This window comes from Massilia cavernae (assembly GCF_003590855.1).
Lineage (GTDB): Bacteria > Pseudomonadota > Gammaproteobacteria > Burkholderiales > Burkholderiaceae_D > Telluria_A > Telluria_A cavernae.
The window spans coordinates 18,950-33,821 of sequence record NZ_QYUP01000040.1 but is presented as its reverse complement, the minus strand read 5'-3'; the positions used below and the strand labels follow the sequence as shown (position 1 = coordinate 33,821).

Here is a 14,872-nt window from a genome sequence, read left to right as displayed (position 1 = left end):
CTTTTCGACGGCGCTGACCGGCGCGATGAAGTCGTTGATGATGCGCTGCGCGTGGTGGACGGGCAAGGCGTCGGGATCGTAGTCTGAAAGGCAGCTGGTGACGTCGTTCAGGGTAGTCTGCTTCATTCTTGTTCTTTTTCGAACTGCTGCAGTTCTTGCAGCGTGTTGATGTTGCGGAAGGCGGCGGCGTCGCCGAAGCGCACCCTCACCACCTTGATCGCGCCGTACCAGCCGTCCATGCGGCGGCGGCCAGTGGCAATGAATTCCGTCAGGTGAGGAAGCGCGGAACGACGCACCAGCGCGAATACGGGGTGCGGCTGGATGTGCATCGTTCCATTTTCGTCTGGCTCCTCGGTTTCGGCCAGCGCAAGGTCTGCGTCGTTGGCATCGAGCGCTTCGGACAACCGCTGTACCAGGTCGTGCGGCAGGAAGGGTGAATCGCAGGGCGCGGTGACAAGGAATTCGGTCGTGCAGCGGCGTAGGCCGGTTTCAAGTCCGGCCAGCGGACCCTCGAAGCCTTGCAGGTCGTCGGGCCACACGGGTACTCCGAAGGCAGCGTACTGCTCCAGGTTCTGGTTCGCGTTGATGGCAAGCGCGCCGACCTGCGGCCCGAGGCGCTCGATCACGTGCGCCGCCATCGTCTTGCCCATGAATGGTTGCAGGCCCTTGTCAACGTGTCCCATGCGGCTACCACGTCCGCCTGCAAGCACCAGGCCAGAGATCTGCTGCTGACTAATCGTCATCGTCAAACTCTTCGCGGACTTGTTGATTGCTCGGTTGATTGCGATCGAACGTTTGGATGTCTTCGAAGTCTCGTAATGCGAAAAATAGTAGCCATTCGTCGCTGGGACGCGAAAACGATTGGTTGGGCGAGTTCATTGCCTATCCCCCGATGTACGACATCTCAACTTTGCGCTCACCCTGCACCAGTCCCTCGGTGTTGATGGTGCGCGTTTCGGAGTAGCGGTCGGTGCGGGCGCGCCACAGGTGGGCGATGGCGGTCGAAATCTCGGCGTCGCTGCGGCCTTCGCGCATTAGCGCACGCAGGTCGCTGCCGCGCGTGGCGAACAGGCAGGTATACAGCTTGCCCTCGGTGGACAGGCGCGCGCGCGAGCAGTCCTTGCAGAAGGCCTGGGTGACGCTGGAGATCACGCCGATCTCGCCGCTGCCGTCGGCGTAGCGCCAGCGCGCAGCGGTTTCGCCGGTGTAGTTTGCGTCCAGCGACACCAGCGGCATCTCGGCCGAAATGCGGCGGACAACCTCGGCCGACGGAATCACTTCGCGCATGTTCCAGCCGTTCGATGCGCCCACGTCCATGTATTCGATGAAGCGCAGGATGTAGGGCGTGCCCTTGAAGTGGCGCGCCATCGGCAGGATTTCCTGGTCGTTCATGCCGGCCTTGACCACCATGTTGACCTTGATCGGCCCCAACCCCGCCTTGTGCGCGGCTTCGATGCCGTTCAGGACGTCGCTGACCGAGAAGTCGACGTCGTTCATGCGCCGGAAGGTGGCGTCGTCGAGCGCGTCGAGCGACACCGTGACGCGGTTCAGGCCCGCATCCTTCAGCGCTTGCGCCTTCTTCGCCAACAGCGAGCCGTTGGTGGTCAGGGTCAGGTCGAGCGGGCGGCCCCCCGGCGTGCGCAGTGCAGCCAGCATGCCGACCAGCCGTTCGAGGTTCTTGCGCAGCAGTGGTTCGCCTCCGGTCAGGCGGATCTTCTCGACGCCGTGCGCCACGAACAGCGTCGCCAGACGCGTGATTTCCTCGAACGACAGCAGCGAGGAGTGCGGAAGATAGGCGTAGTCCTTGTCGAACACCTCCTTCGGCATGCAGTACACGCAGCGGAAATTGCAGCGGTCGGTGACCGAGATGCGCAGGTCGTGCAGCGGGCGCGCGAGGGCGTCGCCCAGCAGGCCGGTGGGCGTTTCGAGGACAGCCGGTATTGCGGGTGAAAGGTTGCGCTCGTCCCGAAACATGATTGTTTTTTCAGTCATTTCACTACGATAGCATGAGGCCAGCGAGGGCGCAGGCGGCGATCAGTTTTATTGGCCCGGCGCGTGGGTCCGGCTCAGCATGGGTGCCCGCTTTCGCGGGCACGACGTTCGGAGGGCCGTAGGGGGGATAAGTGCGGAGCACGCATCCACCGAGTTCGCGCGCACCGGCCAACAAAAAGGGAAGCACGAAGCTTCCCTTTTTTCGTATCAAACGCCCATCAACTTACTGACGGGTATCGACCTGGATCAGCGGCTCGTCGACTTTGGGCGGCAGCGGCTTGCGCTCGCGCGGCTTGCGCACCGGCGGGGCGATCTGGGCCGCGGCTTCCTGCGCTGCGCGCAGCTTCGCCGGGTCGGTCGACGCCATCACCAGGCCTGCCGAGCCAAGCAGCTCATTCAGGTCGGCAATCGGGGCCGGTGCTTGCGCAGGTGCGGCAGCCACAGGAGCAGGAGCAGCGGCAACCGGAGCAGGGGCAGCGGCAACCGGAGCAGGAGCAGCAACTGGAGCTGGCTCAGCTTCCGCCTTGACAGGTTCCGCAGCAACCGGCTCAGCCACCAGTTCCGGTGCAGGCTCTGGCGTGAAGATGGTCGGCTCGGCATATGCCGGTGCCGCTTCTTCCGCCACCGGCTCGGCCGCAGGCGCTTCAGCCGCTGCCGGGGCAGGCGCTTCTTCGGTCGGTGCAGCAACGGTTTCGCCGACAGGCGCAGCTTCGAACACTGGAGCGGCTTCCGCTACCGGAGCGATCTCTTCCGCCTTGGCAACTTCAACTTCAGGAGCAGCCTCGGCAGCAGGAGCGGCTTCCACCACCGGAGCGGCAGGTGCTGCTGGTGCGGCTTCAACCGGTGCGGCTTCGATGCCAGGTGCGTATTCGGCAACTGGAGCAGGCTCGGACTCGCGTGCAGCTTCCACAGCAGGCATGACAGCTTCGGCAACCGCTGCTGTTGCAACCGGCGCAGCAACGGCAGCGGCAGCGGCAGTTTCAGGAGCAACAGTGAACTTCACTTCCGCCGGCTGTTCGCCTTCGCCTTCCTGGCCTTCCATGCCTTCAACCTGGTCGCGGTCGCGGCGATTGCGGTTACGGCCACCGCGGCGGCGGCGGCGGCGCGGCTCGTCGCCACCCGCTTCGACTTCGATTTCCTCGCCGTTCGGACCGATCGTGGTGATCATCTTCGGCACCTGGACTTCTTGCTCGGCGACAACTGGCGCCACGGTGACGGCGGCTGCAGCTGCGGCGGCCACTACCGGAGCGACTGCCAGCTCGTCGGTCTTGCTTTCGATCGCCGGCACGCGCTCGGCACGCTCACGCGGCTGGCGCGGCGGACGCTCGCCACGTTCCGGACGTTCGGCGCGCTCGCCACGCTCTGCGCGCGGTGCTGCTGCGGCGCCTTCGACCGGCTCGCGTGCTTCACGCGGCTGACGCGGCTGGCGCGGCGGACGCGCCGGCTTGGTGTCGGCTTCGGCCGCTTTCACGGTTTCGTCCTGTGGGGCCTTCGGCTCGCGCTCGTCGCGCTCGCGGCCGCCTTGCTTGCCGCCACGGCCTCGGCCACGTGGGCCACGGACATTGCGGTCACCGCGCTCCGCTGCGGCCGGCTTGGTCGGCGCCGCAGGCGCTTTCGGCGCTTCGACCGGGGTTTCCTCTGGGCCAAAGAAGAAGGCCTTCAGCTTGGCGAAGAAGCCCTGTTCGGCCGGTGCGGTCAGCACGGGAGCGACGGTCTTCGGCACTTCCACGGTCGAGCGGTCGACCACTGGAGCGGGCTGCGCCGGGGTGATGGTCTTGACCACGGCTTCCTGGCGCGGCTTGAGGTCTTCCTTCTGGCGCTTGCTGTAGGCCATGTCCGTTTCGGCCTGCTCTGCCAGCGTGTAGCTGGCCTGGGTCTCTTCCAGGCGCGGATCGTCGTGCTTGATGCGCTCGAGCTTGTAGTGCGGCGTGTCGAGGTGCTTGTTCGGGATCAGGATCACGCTGATGCGGTGGCGATTCTCGATCTTCAGCACTTCGCCGCGCTTTTCGTTGAGCAGGAAGGCGGCGACGTCGACGGGCACTTGCACGTGGATGGTGGCCGAGTTTTCCTTCATCGCCTCTTCCTGGATGATGCGCAGCACCTGCAGGGCGGACGATTCGGTATCGCGGATGTGGCCGGTGCCGGAGCAGCGCGGGCAGGTCACGTGGCTGCCTTCGGACAGCGACGGACGCAGGCGCTGGCGCGACAGTTCCATCAGGCCGAAGCGGGAAATCTTGCCCATCTGAACACGCGCGCGGTCATGGTGCAGGGCGTCCTTCAGGCGGGTTTCGACCTCGCGCTGGTTCTTCGCCACTTCCATGTCGATGAAGTCGATGACGATCAGGCCGCCAAGGTCGCGCAGGCGCAGCTGGCGGGCAACTTCTTCGGCCGCTTCGCAGTTGGTGTTAAAGGCGGTGGTTTCGATGTCCGAGCCGCGGGTGGCGCGCGCCGAGTTGACGTCGACCGAGACCAGCGCTTCGGTGTGGTCGATCACGATGGCGCCGCCCGATGGCAGCGGTACGGTGCGCGAGTAGGCGGTTTCGATCTGGTGTTCGATCTGGAAGCGCGAGAACAGCGGCACGTCGTCCGAGTAGCGCTTCACGCGGTGCACCATGTCCGGCATCACGTGGCTCATGAACTGGTGAGCCTGCTCGTAGATGTCGTCGGTGTCGATCAGGATTTCGCCGATGTCAGGCTGGAAGTAGTCGCGGATGGCGCGGATGACCAGCGAGGATTCCTGGTAGATCAGGAAAGCGCCGTTGCCCTGCTTGCCGGCGCCTTCGATCGCGCGCCACAGCTGCATCAGGTAGTTCAGGTCCCACTGCAGTTCTTCGACGTTGCGGCCGATGCCTGCGGTGCGGGCGATCACCGACATGCCCTGCGGCAGGTCGAGCTTGTCCATGGTTTCGCGCAGTTCCTGGCGCTCTTCGCCTTCGACACGGCGCGATACGCCGCCGCCGCGCGGGTTGTTCGGCATCAGCACCAGGTAGCGGCCGGCCAGCGAGATGAACGAGGTCAGGGCGGCGCCCTTGTTGCCGCGCTCTTCCTTTTCGACCTGGACCATGATTTCCTGGCCTTCGCGCAGCGCTTCCTTGATGGTGGCGTTGCGTACGTCGACGCCTTCGCGGAAGTAGGTGCGGGCCACTTCCTTGAACGGCAGGAAGCCGTGGCGGTCCTCGCCGTAGCTGACGAAGCAGGCTTCCAGCGACGGTTCGATGCGGGTGATGACGCCCTTGTAGATGTTCGACTTGCGCTGTTCGCGACCGGCGGTCTCGATATCGATGTCGATCAGTTTCTGGCCGTCGACGATTGCTACGCGCAGTTCTTCCTGCTGCGTAGCGTTAAACAACATGCGTTTCATTTTTTCTTAGCTCCGCGGCCCATAGGCCGATCCAGTGCCGCTTATGAAAGCGGCAAAAAGTACACGGGATGTACGCCAGAAGCGGAGTGCCGGAGGTGGGTATAGCCTATGCGTACGGCGCGCTAACGCTGCGCGTTACGGCCGTAACAGGCGCGGTGGGATCGATCGACATGCCGAGTGCACGCATCACCTGCAACTTCCCCGTATGCGGCCCGGTCGTAGCTGGGGCACGGTTGAAAGCCAGGCGGTGAGCAAATTCAATGGCCAGACCCTGGAACGGCGAACATACAAAGGCTTGGATACCCAGGCACGCCTTCTGCCTTTTACCTCACAAGCCTTATGTACGAGGCCAAACTCCCGGTCGGGCGAAAACGACAAGCGTTATCGACGCCATCATCCGGCGAGCCCGCCTGAGGCAAGCTTGCCGGTACTTATCCTTTAAATTCCAAGCAATCCAATTCAGCACTCATGCGCGGTATCCGATTACAACTACGGTGCAACCCTGATTCGCGCAGGAATGTGCGTACACATTTTTTCCATCGAATTTGCAATTTGGCGAGGCCGATGGAGACGCCCCTGTGTAAAATATCGTTTTAATTCTTACACCAGCAGAGGTTTGACCGCCGCCTGTCGATTATATATTCAAAATGAAGGACTTAGAGAGAATTTCTGGGAAGACAGGGCAAATGAAGATGCAGAACGATGTTATTCCCCCTTCATCATCCACACCGGACCGCCAGGCAGCACAACCTCAAGCGCAATTCGTCACGATTACCGAAGAAGAAGCAGGCCAGCGGATCGACAACTATCTGTTGCGCGTGTGTAAGGGTGTCCCCAAAAGCCACGTCTACCGCATCCTGCGCTCGGGCGAGGTGCGTGTCAACAAGGGGCGCGTCGACCAGATGTACCGGCTGGCGAGCGGCGACGTGGTCCGTATTCCGCCGGTACGCATTGCCGAAAAAGCAACGCAGGCGGTGGCGCCCGGCGCTGAATTCGCCATCCTGCACGAGGACGCCCACCTCCTGATCATCGACAAGCCGAGCGGCGTGGCCGTGCATGGCGGCTCGGGCGTGTCCTACGGCGTCATCGAACAGCTGCGCGCCTCGCGCCCGGACGCCAAGTTCCTGGAACTGGTGCACCGGCTCGACCGCGAAACCTCGGGTTTGCTGCTGCTGGCCAAAAAACGCTCGGCGCTGACCAACCTGCACGAACAGATGCGCGACGGCGTCACCGACAAGCGCTACCTGACCATGGTGGCGGGCGACTGGCAAAACGCGCGCCAGCACGTCAAGCTGCCGCTGCACAAGTACACCACGGCGGACGGCGAGCGGCGCGTTTCGGTGCAGGCCGGCGGGATGGAGTCGCATACGGTGTTCAGCCTGCTGCGCAAGTGGGAGAAATTCGCCCTGCTGGAAGCGGAACTGAAGACCGGGCGCACCCACCAGATCCGCGTTCACCTGGCATCGTCGGGCTTTCCCATCCTTGGCGACGACAAGTACGGCGATTTCGCGCTCAACCGCGCATTGCTGAAGGCCGACGGCACGCGCGGCGCGCTCAAGCGCATGTTCCTGCACGCGCACCAGATCACCTTCATTCACCCGGAAACCGGCAAGCCGATGACGATAAATGCGCCGCTGCCGGCAGAATGCGAGCGTTTCTTGGTAAGCTTGGGGAAACCGGTGCATACAGCCAGGCGCTGACACACCGAAACGCGGACTGCACAACGGCCCGCCACCGACAAAGCCGCGGGCCGCAAGATGGCCCGCTCCCGAATACCTGGAAGGAGCCGGCCGCGCTGCGCGGACCGGAGAACATGGCACGAAAGCAATTTGATCTGATCGTCTTCGACTGGGACGGCACGCTGATGGACAGCACCGCCACCATCGTCAAATGTATACAGGGAGCGGCAAAAGACCTCGGTCTGCCGATTCCGCACGACGACGCGGCGTCCCACGTTATCGGGCTGGGGCTGTTCGAGGCGATGCAGGCCGTGATGCCCGGCGTCGACCCGTCGTACTACCCGCGCATGGTGGAGCGCTACCGCTACCATTTCCTGTCGAAGGACCACGAACTGGTGCTGTTCGATGGCGTTCACACGACACTGCTGGAGCCGAATCTTTCCCAGCAAGCCTAATTTCCGGCGGTGGCGAACCGGCAAGAGCCGTGGTCGGCCTGAACCGCCGCGCTGAACGCCGTCGGACCTGTTGTCGCTGTTCGACGTCAACTCGTTGCGGCTGACGAGCACATTCTCAATTGCCGCATCCTGCAATGTTGCAAGATTACTTAACAAGGGATGTTGGGGCAGGACCTGCGCCGCCACCGTTATGATCGCGACACAACCCACGACTTGCTGATGGCCAACAACGCGGGTGCTTCCGGGATCGCGGTGCAGTACGGCGCGCACCCGGCCGACCAGCTGGACGCCTGCGGCCCGGTGTATTCGGCCAGCACGGTTGGCGAGCTGCACCAGTGGCTGTCCGAGAACGCCTGATGAGTGAAGCAGCAGCAAACGAGGTATTTGCCTGCGATTCCGATGCCGTTCTGGAAGGCGGCAAGGGTGTGCGTTTCCCGGTGCGGGCGTTCGGCGACGACGCCACCGGCTTCGTGGTGCGCTACGACGGCAAGGCCTATGCTTACCTGAACCGCTGCGCCCACGTGCCGATCGAGCTGGACTGGGCCGAAGGCGAGTTTTTCGAGTCGAGCGGCCTGTACCTGATGTGTTCGACCCACGGGGCGATTTATGTCCCCAACAGCGGCCTGTGCGCAGGCGGCCCGTGCAAGGGCGGCCGGCTGCGGCCGATCGCCGTGCGCGAGGAAGGCGGCAAGATTTACTGGCAGCCGGATGAGTTTATCCGTCCGCCCCAGGTGTAGCGAAGTTTTAATCCTAAGCGAGTATGAACGAAAACCCGAGTAATCCTCACCACGACAGCAACCCGCCGTCCGGCCCGATCAACGCCAACTGGGAGCGCGAAACGCTGGAAAAGCTGATGTTCGCCACCATCAGGGAGCAGCGCGCGGCGCGGCGGTGGAGCATCTTCTTCCGCCTGTTAATCATCGGCATCGCGGTCGTATCGGCATGGATTTTCTTCGATTTCAGCTTCCCCGGCGACGATGCCGAGGCGTTGGGACGCCACACCGCCCTGATCGAGATCAGCGGCAATATCGAGGACGAGGGCGGCGGTTCGGCCGACAACGTGATTCCGTCGCTGAACAAGGCGTTTTCCGATAACGGATCGGTCGCGATCGTAATGCGCATCAACAGCCCGGGCGGCAGTCCGGTGCAGGCCGGCATTATCGTCGACGAAATCAAGCGCCTGCGCCGCGGCTACCCGCACAAGCAGTTGTACGTGGTGGTCGACGAAATGTGCGCCTCGGGTGGCTATTACATTGCCGCCGCGGCCGACCGGATATTTGTCAATAAGGCCAGTATCGTCGGCTCGGTCGGTGTGCTGATGGACGGCTTCGGCTTTACCGGCACCATGGAAAAACTCGGGGTCGAGCGGCGCCTGATGACGGCCGGTGAAAACAAGGGCTTCCTCGATCCGTTCAGCCCGCAGTCGGAAAAGCACAAGGCACATGCCCAGGCGATGCTCAATGAAATCCACCAGCAATTCATCGCCGTGGTGCGCGCCGGGCGCGGTACCCGCCTGAAGGAAACGCCGGAAACCTTCTCCGGCCTGTACTGGAGCGGCGCCAAGGCGGTCGACATGGGCCTGGCCGACGGCTTCGGCACGGTCGACACCGTTGCGCGCGATATCGTGAAAGTAGAAGATATTGTCGACTATACGGCGCACGAAGGACTGCCTGAGCGGGTGCTCAAGAAGTTTGGCGCGGCGGTAGGCGAGGGCGCGGTCAAGGCGATGGGCCCGGGAACCCCATCGCTACGGTAAGAAATAAGATACATCTATCCCTTGAAAGTTCCGGCAGGTGTTCTATATTGACACCTGTAGTTCATTCCAAGGGGGCGCTATAATCAGTTCACCGAGTTGGCATCACATCTGAAGAGCTACCCGGCCGCATCGAGTAATGCGGTACTGAGAGAATTTTCTATTCCTCGAACTGTGTCCCGGGACGGGACTGGAAACGGCGGCGCAATGCCGTCGTTTTCATTTTTGCGGCGCTTTATTGCAGTTGCACGAAGTTGTAGGCTGTTTGCTTGCTTTAGTCGACGCAAGCCTGTTCGCACTGGCCGGCGTCGTTGCAGCTTCCACCTGTTCGCGCGCAGCCGGCAGGGATGGAAGTATCAAGGATGTCGTCCGGTTGCGAAAAGCCGCCGTGCGCGATCCATTCTTCCAGCCCCTGCCGCGTGCGTGCGAACCAGCGCGCGCGCGCCGACTCGTGATGTGGCAGGTTGAGATTGCGCTGCGCATGGCGGCTGGCGTGTTGCCAGCGCGCGATAACAAGCCTCGCAGCGACGTAGGCGGCGCGGGTAAGCGCTACATCGGCCGGGGTGGCGGGCATCAGCTCGTTGCTGAGGGGCGAAACTGGCTGCTGGTGGGTCTTCACGCTCATGCTAGTTCCTTGTCTGGTGGCTGACCTACCCGCTTTTCCTAGTGCTGAGCTAGGTATATTTACCCGGGTCATTCAGCGGATTCCTAAAGAAGTTTCAGTGTAACAATGCAAGTATGCGCATACTTGATTTTCCTCAAACGTGCGTCTTGCGACGACTCAAATACCCCTTCCCAACGGATTTTTCCCTGACGCATCATCCTGGCCTGCTTCCGGGCCCATGGCGCTTCTGTTAAAGTCTCGCCCATGAGTAAACTATCCCTGGACCGCATCCTTCAATCGCAAGGGTTCGGTACCCGCAAATACTGCCGCGCGCTGGTCGAAGACGGCGACGTTTCGATCAACGGCGAAGTCCAGACCAGCTACAAGACCGCCATCGACACTACCGGCCTGGTGCTCGAGGTGTTTGGCGAAGAGTGGAAATACCGCGAACACGTGTATATCGCGCTGAACAAGCCGGCCAATTTCGAGTGCTCGCGCAAGCCCAGCCACCACCCGGGCGTGCTGACCCTTTTGCCTGAACAATTCACCTGGCGCGAAGTGCAGCCGGTCGGACGGCTCGACCACGACACCACCGGCATGCTGCTGATGTCCGACGACGGCCCCTTCATCCATGCGCAGTCGTCGCCCAAGCGCCATGTGCCGAAGATCTACCAGGCCACCGCGGCCGACCCGGTGACGCCCGAACTGGTGGCGCAGCTGCTGTCGGGCGTGCAGCTGCACGACGAACCGGCGCCGTTGGCCGCGCTCACCTGCGTCCAGCGCGGCGAGCACCAGCTGGAAATCGTGCTCGAACAGGGCAAGTACCACCAGGTGAAGCGGATGCTGGCCGCAGCCGGCAACCACTGCAGCGCGCTGCACCGGTCCGCGATCGGCGGGCTGGCGCTCGCATCGCTCGGCCTGGCCGAAGGCGAGTGGTGCTTCCTCGCACAGGAACACCTCGACCTGCTGGTCCCGTAACGAATACAGATACATGAAACTCGCAACCATCAACGACGGCACCCGCGACGGCCAGCTGGCGGTCGTCTCGCGCGACCTGAAAACCGCCCACCTGGCCGACGGCATCGCCCCCACCATGCAGGCCGCGCTGGACGACTGGAGCTTCATCGCCCCGCAGCTGAACGAACTGTCGCAGCAGCTCAATGGCGGGCGCGCGCGCCGCAGCTTCGACTTCGACCCGGCCGCATGCATGGCGCCGCTGCCGCGCGCCTACCAGTGGGCCGACGGCTCGGCCTACGTCAACCATGTCGAACTGGTACGCAAGGCCCGCGGCGCCGAGATGCCGGAATCGTTCTGGGAAGACCCGCTGATGTACCAGGGTGGCAGCGATGATTTCATCGGCCCCACCGGCGACATCGTGCTGGCGCACGAGGAGTGGGGCATCGACTTTGAAGCCGAAGTGGCGGTGGTCACCGGCGACGTGGCGATGGGCTCCACCGCCGACGAGGCGCACCAGCAGATCAGGCTTGTGATGCTGGTGAACGACGTTTCGCTGCGCAACCTGATCCCGCCCGAGCTGGCCAAGGGCTTCGGCTTCCTGCAGTCGAAACCGGCGTCAAGTTTTTCGCCGGTGGCGGTAACGCCTGATGAACTGGGCGACGCCTGGAAGGGCGGCAAGGTGCACCTGCCGCTGCGTTCGACCTGGAACGGCAAGCTGGTAGGCCACCCGCATGCGGGTGTCGACATGGTCTTCAATTTTCCGCAGTTGATTGCGCACCTGTGCAAGACACGCAACGCGCGCGCCGGCAGTATCGTCGGCTCGGGCACCGTGTCGAACAAGGACGCCAGCCGCGGCTACTCGTGCATCGCTGAAAAGCGCTGCCTCGAAATGATCGCCGACGGCGTGGCAAGTACGCCGTTCATGCTGTTTGGGGATACCATTAAGATCGAGATGCTCGATGGCGCCGGCAAGTCGATTTTCGGCGCGATCGAACAGAAGGTGGTGCAGGCTGAGGCGAAACGTTCGCGGTGAGCGAGAATCTATCTTTCTCGATGTACTCGACGATGCTGTGAGGTTAGCCAGCGCTGTTTCGCACCTAACCGCCATATTTTGCGAAGAAGAAATTGACCTCGTCCGCACTGGCAATTTCACCGCGATCTGCTTCCGCAATACCTTGCTCGATGTCTTGAATTTGCCAGGCTTCGGCCGCGACATAATCGCGGAGCGCAGCCACGGTGAGCGCACTTTTGTTTCGGCCAGTGACGCGCGTGAGCTTCTCGAGCTGCACCGCCAAGTCGGCCGGCAGCCGGACGGTCATAGGTTTAGCAGTGATTGGCTTCATGGTTGCCCATTCCGAGCAAGGAAAAAATGCGATACACAAACAGGATACGTATTACGCACCGCGAAGTCAAAACCGTTGTGTACTTTACCTGGGCTCTAGCCAGGTCCAGGCCGAGGCGAAGCGTTCGCGGTGACACCATCCAGTGCGGTGACTAATCGCCGGTTAGTTGTTGCGACTTCCTTGGCCGTCCGCCTAAACGGCCATTCGTCCAGGCCGCGGCCGTTTTTGCGGCTGATGAGGCCTCGCCCTTCACGTTTCCCCATTTGCGCCGCGTGCCAGCGCGTCGATCCACGAGAAATCGCTCCAGCAGCGCTGGAACGTAGATGTTGGAATCGGGTATGGGGAATGCACCGCCAGGCCAGACGGCCTGATCGTTGCGCCGGCCAAGTCATCCGGGGTTGAACTCTATACTCAGCCCAGTTGGCATTGATGATGATACGAGCCGTCACCGAAGCACTGACGCAGTACACGACCAGCTGCGGCACTTTGTGGTGGATGCCTACGGCGCTGAATATGACGCCAATTTTCCTTTAAGTCGGTTGCTTAGTCTTAGACTTCGGCATTTCGGGCATAATTCGCTTCATGAATTCTTCAAACAGTGGGACCGTGAAGGCAGTGTCCCCGTGTTGGGGACTATAGATCATCCCTTTCTTGATCAGCCCGTTGCGTAGCGGTGCGACGCTCCTGGATTCTACGCCCAGCAGTTGCGCGATATCGCCGGAACGCTGGGGTACAGGGCCTAGTTCGGCCAGAGCACGCAGGTAGTCCTTTTCACGGGGTGTCAGGCGATCAAACCGCACGCGGAAAAAGCTGGCATCAAGGCGTTCGATCGATGCTGCAGTCGCTGTCTTGATGACATTGATGTCGATCGGCGTCGTCGTCGCCAAGTTCCATGCCTGATAACCCCACTCCTGCAAAAAATAGGGATATCCTTGAGTCACTTGAATGATTTCGTCGATGGCCTGTTCGGTGAACTGGACGCCTTGCGCCAGGACAGGTTCCTGAAGGGCCTTGTGAGCGTCAGCAATTTTGAGCTGCCCGACTGGAGGGTAATTGAACAATCGCTCGGCGTAAGACTTTGACCGCCCTGCATTACCGACCAACTGCGGCAGGCCGGCGCCGATCAAGACGAGCGGGAGCTGTTTTTGCGAAACCTTGTGAATTGCCATGATCAGGGAGCTGAGCTCGATTTCGTTCAAGTACTGCAGCTCGTCGATGATGATAGCGACCGATGTTTGCCGGTCGGCTGCGGCTTCGCCCAGCGCAACGAAGACGGCGGTCAGATCCGCCTCCAGGTCGCCGCTGTCGGCACTGCCGTGCTCGGCCTCGATGTCCAGGCCGAATTCCACCTCGTTAACCTTGACCTTTACGCTGCTCACGAAACTCTTGAGCACGGCTAGGCCGCGCTTGACCTTGGCGCTGACACGCGCCCCGGCGTCGAGGGATAAGAGGATCTTCCTTAAGTATGGCATTAAGAGTGCCGGTAGTGGTTTGCTCTCGTGGGCTTCGATCATGACGGTTTGGTAGCCCTGATCCGTGGCCATTGACTCGATCTTGTTCAAGAGAACAGTCTTGCCAACGCCTCGAAGCCCGATGAGCAGGACGCTCTTTTCGGCCCGACCTGCCTTGATCCTCGCCAGAGCCATGTTCACATGGTTCAGGATGTCGCCACGACCGGCCAACTCAGGGGGAGGGGTACCGGCGCCGGGCGAAAATGGGTTCTGAAGTTGGTCCATATATAGGGAGTTTATCTTAAGTTACCAATGTATCTAATTTTATAGATAACATTGGTAATTGCAAGTAATTTTCATTGATATGCTTGGCTGATCCGCTAGCTGCGGTTTGTCGTTTCCCGACCAGGTGCTGAGCGAGACGCTGACGCGCATACGAGGTTATTTCCGAAACAAGAAGACTGGAGAGGACCATGCGAGTTGAAGTGATTACTGCGTTTGCTGGCCGGATCTTGCCCGTCGACCTTCCGGTGGCCCGACGAATGCGGCGCTCCACGTTCCAGATGCTCGTCCCATTCGCGATGCCCTCATTGCTGCAACGGCGCTTATACATGGAATGACTGTCGTAACACGCAATACCGGTACCCGTGCACCGCCGAAAAGCGCTGCCTCGAAATGATCGCCGACGGCGTGGCAAGCACGCCATTCATGCTGTTTATGGATACGATCAGGATCGAGATGCTCGATGGCGCCGGCAAGTCGATTTTTGGTGCGATCGACCAGAAGGTGGTGCAGGCCGAGGCCAGGCGTTCGAGGTAGGTCGCTGGTGCTGTTTGCACCAGTTGGGAATCGTCAGGTCGGCTCGCGTACTTTTCTCGGTCGGCCTCCGAGTTTGCCATTGGTTCGCGCAGCCGCCGATTTGGCTTCCGACGACATGGCGCCGCCACGCTTTCCCGCTTGCGAGGCCATCCACCGTTTGGATCCAAGAAAGCCATCCAGCAGCGCCGGGACATAAACGTCGGCATCAAGTTTAGGAAAGTGAACGCCCAAGCCTGACGGACTAATTTCCGCGTCGAAAAGATCTACTGGGCGCGCATTTTCAAATCCCTGGGCGTCGCGAGGCGCAAACGCGAGTTGCAGCCCGGATGCCAGAGAGATGACGATGCGACCAATTCGCCTGTCATATTTGACCGCGGTCACTGGCGGAAATGCGGCTTGCCTGGCCGCGCCTCGAAGTTTCGCCTTCTCAAACTCCAGTTCAGAAATGTCCATGGATA

General features: G+C 61.6%; 13 protein-coding genes and 2 pseudogenes. 8 read left to right on the top strand and 7 right to left on the bottom strand.

All coding sequences use genetic code 11. From position 1 onward, the window contains the following. Nucleotides 1–122 precede the first annotated feature (122 nt). The 3 genes from mobA to D3872_RS04225 form a co-directional block, all read right to left on the bottom strand. The gene (gene mobA, locus D3872_RS04235; RefSeq protein WP_119809623.1) at nt 123–743 is read right to left on the bottom strand and encodes a molybdenum cofactor guanylyltransferase MobA; all 621 of its coding nucleotides are present in this window, start codon (nt 741–743) and stop codon (nt 123–125) included. A gap of 139 nt (nt 744–882) precedes the next feature. Further along, nucleotides 883–1,992, bottom strand: a complete 1,110-nt coding sequence (moaA, locus tag D3872_RS04230; protein ID WP_119809622.1) for a GTP 3',8-cyclase MoaA — start codon at nt 1,990–1,992, stop codon at nt 883–885. Nucleotides 1,993–2,215: 223 nt separating this feature from the next. Beyond that, nucleotides 2,216–5,353 carry an Rne/Rng family ribonuclease gene (locus D3872_RS04225; protein ID WP_119809621.1) on the bottom strand — a complete coding sequence of 1,046 codons (3,138 nt, stop codon included), beginning with the start codon at nt 5,351–5,353 and terminating at the stop codon, nt 2,216–2,218. 692 nt (nt 5,354–6,045) lie between these two features. Here D3872_RS04225 and D3872_RS04220 point away from each other — a divergent pair. The 4 genes and pseudogenes from D3872_RS04220 to D3872_RS04205 all read left to right on the top strand — a co-directional run bounded on the left by D3872_RS04220 (nt 6,046) and on the right by D3872_RS04205 (nt 9,243). Continuing rightward, nucleotides 6,046–7,053 (top strand): RluA family pseudouridine synthase, encoded by a 1,008-nt coding sequence (locus tag D3872_RS04220; protein ID WP_370660944.1) that lies wholly within the window; start codon nt 6,046–6,048, stop codon nt 7,051–7,053. A gap of 113 nt (nt 7,054–7,166) precedes the next feature. Continuing rightward, nucleotides 7,167–7,844, top strand: a pseudogene (locus tag D3872_RS04215) (HAD hydrolase-like protein). Beyond that, a complete protein-coding gene (locus tag D3872_RS04210; RefSeq protein WP_119809619.1) occupies nt 7,844–8,224 on the top strand; it encodes a Rieske (2Fe-2S) protein in 381 nt (126 codons plus the stop codon). The pseudogene D3872_RS04215 and the gene D3872_RS04210 overlap by 1 nt, the downstream one beginning before the upstream one ends. A 23-nt stretch (nt 8,225–8,247) precedes the next feature. Then, nucleotides 8,248–9,243 (top strand): S49 family peptidase, encoded by a 996-nt coding sequence (locus D3872_RS04205; protein ID WP_119809618.1) that lies wholly within the window; start codon nt 8,248–8,250, stop codon nt 9,241–9,243. Nucleotides 9,244–9,514: 271 nt separating this feature from the next. On the opposite strand, the gene D3872_RS04200 is transcribed toward D3872_RS04205, so the two are convergent. After that, nucleotides 9,515–9,865 carry a hypothetical protein gene (locus D3872_RS04200; protein WP_119809617.1) on the bottom strand — a complete coding sequence of 117 codons (351 nt, stop codon included), beginning with the start codon at nt 9,863–9,865 and terminating at the stop codon, nt 9,515–9,517. Between the two features lie 243 nt (nt 9,866–10,108). Between D3872_RS04200 and D3872_RS04195 the strand changes: the two genes are divergently transcribed. Together D3872_RS04195 and D3872_RS04190 are read left to right on the top strand one after the other, a co-directional pair. Next, a complete protein-coding gene (locus D3872_RS04195; protein ID WP_119809616.1) occupies nt 10,109–10,822 on the top strand; it encodes a pseudouridine synthase in 714 nt (237 codons plus the stop codon). Nucleotides 10,823–10,835: 13 nt separating this feature from the next. Beyond that, complete coding sequence (locus tag D3872_RS04190) at nt 10,836–11,834, top strand: fumarylacetoacetate hydrolase family protein (protein ID WP_119809615.1); 999 nt, start codon at nt 10,836–10,838, stop codon at nt 11,832–11,834. 64 nt (nt 11,835–11,898) lie between these two features. Here the strand turns inward: D3872_RS04190 and D3872_RS04185 are convergent, their stop codons facing one another. Both D3872_RS04185 and D3872_RS04180 read right to left on the bottom strand, forming a co-directional pair. Continuing rightward, nucleotides 11,899–12,144 (bottom strand): CopG family ribbon-helix-helix protein, encoded by a 246-nt coding sequence (locus D3872_RS04185; RefSeq protein WP_119809614.1) that lies wholly within the window; start codon nt 12,142–12,144, stop codon nt 11,899–11,901. A gap of 530 nt (nt 12,145–12,674) precedes the next feature. After that, nucleotides 12,675–13,880, bottom strand: a complete 1,206-nt coding sequence (locus D3872_RS04180) for a DUF8462 domain-containing protein (RefSeq protein WP_119809613.1) — start codon at nt 13,878–13,880, stop codon at nt 12,675–12,677. 197 nt (nt 13,881–14,077) lie between these two features. Here D3872_RS04180 and D3872_RS26300 point away from each other — a divergent pair. Both D3872_RS26300 and D3872_RS04170 read left to right on the top strand, forming a co-directional pair. Continuing rightward, nucleotides 14,078–14,274 (top strand): annotated as a pseudogene (locus D3872_RS26300) (PIN domain-containing protein); the annotation flags it as partial. Then, nucleotides 14,271–14,414, top strand: a complete 144-nt coding sequence (locus D3872_RS04170) for a hypothetical protein (protein WP_307719400.1) — start codon at nt 14,271–14,273, stop codon at nt 14,412–14,414. The pseudogene D3872_RS26300 and the gene D3872_RS04170, both read left to right, overlap by 4 nt. Before the next feature lie 33 nt (nt 14,415–14,447). Here the strand turns inward: D3872_RS04170 and D3872_RS04165 are convergent, their stop codons facing one another. Then, nucleotides 14,448–14,867 (bottom strand): DUF2442 domain-containing protein, encoded by a 420-nt coding sequence (locus D3872_RS04165; protein ID WP_119809612.1) that lies wholly within the window; start codon nt 14,865–14,867, stop codon nt 14,448–14,450. Nucleotides 14,868–14,872: the final 5 nt, after the last annotated feature.

Bases quoted from the DNA above. Each gene is read 5' to 3' on its own strand.
- mobA (WP_119809623.1), bottom strand. From the start codon at position 743: ATGACGATTAGTCAGCAGCAGATCTCTGGCCTGGTGCTTGCAGGCGGA.
- moaA (WP_119809622.1), bottom strand. From the start codon at position 1,992: ATGACTGAAAAAACAATCATGTTTCGGGACGAGCGCAACCTTTCACCC.
- D3872_RS04225 (WP_119809621.1), bottom strand. From the start codon at position 5,353: ATGAAACGCATGTTGTTTAACGCTACGCAGCAGGAAGAACTGCGCGTA.
- D3872_RS04220 (WP_370660944.1), top strand. From the start codon at position 6,046: ATGCAGAACGATGTTATTCCCCCTTCATCATCCACACCGGACCGCCAG.
- D3872_RS04210 (WP_119809619.1), top strand. From the start codon at position 7,844: ATGAGTGAAGCAGCAGCAAACGAGGTATTTGCCTGCGATTCCGATGCC.
- D3872_RS04205 (WP_119809618.1), top strand. From the start codon at position 8,248: ATGAACGAAAACCCGAGTAATCCTCACCACGACAGCAACCCGCCGTCC.
- D3872_RS04200 (WP_119809617.1), bottom strand. From the start codon at position 9,865: ATGAGCGTGAAGACCCACCAGCAGCCAGTTTCGCCCCTCAGCAACGAG.
- D3872_RS04195 (WP_119809616.1), top strand. From the start codon at position 10,109: ATGAGTAAACTATCCCTGGACCGCATCCTTCAATCGCAAGGGTTCGGT.
- D3872_RS04190 (WP_119809615.1), top strand. From the start codon at position 10,836: ATGAAACTCGCAACCATCAACGACGGCACCCGCGACGGCCAGCTGGCG.
- D3872_RS04185 (WP_119809614.1), bottom strand. From the start codon at position 12,144: ATGAAGCCAATCACTGCTAAACCTATGACCGTCCGGCTGCCGGCCGAC.
- D3872_RS04180 (WP_119809613.1), bottom strand. From the start codon at position 13,880: ATGGACCAACTTCAGAACCCATTTTCGCCCGGCGCCGGTACCCCTCCC.
- D3872_RS04170 (WP_307719400.1), top strand. From the start codon at position 14,271: ATGATCGCCGACGGCGTGGCAAGCACGCCATTCATGCTGTTTATGGAT.
- D3872_RS04165 (WP_119809612.1), bottom strand. From the start codon at position 14,867: ATGGACATTTCTGAACTGGAGTTTGAGAAGGCGAAACTTCGAGGCGCG.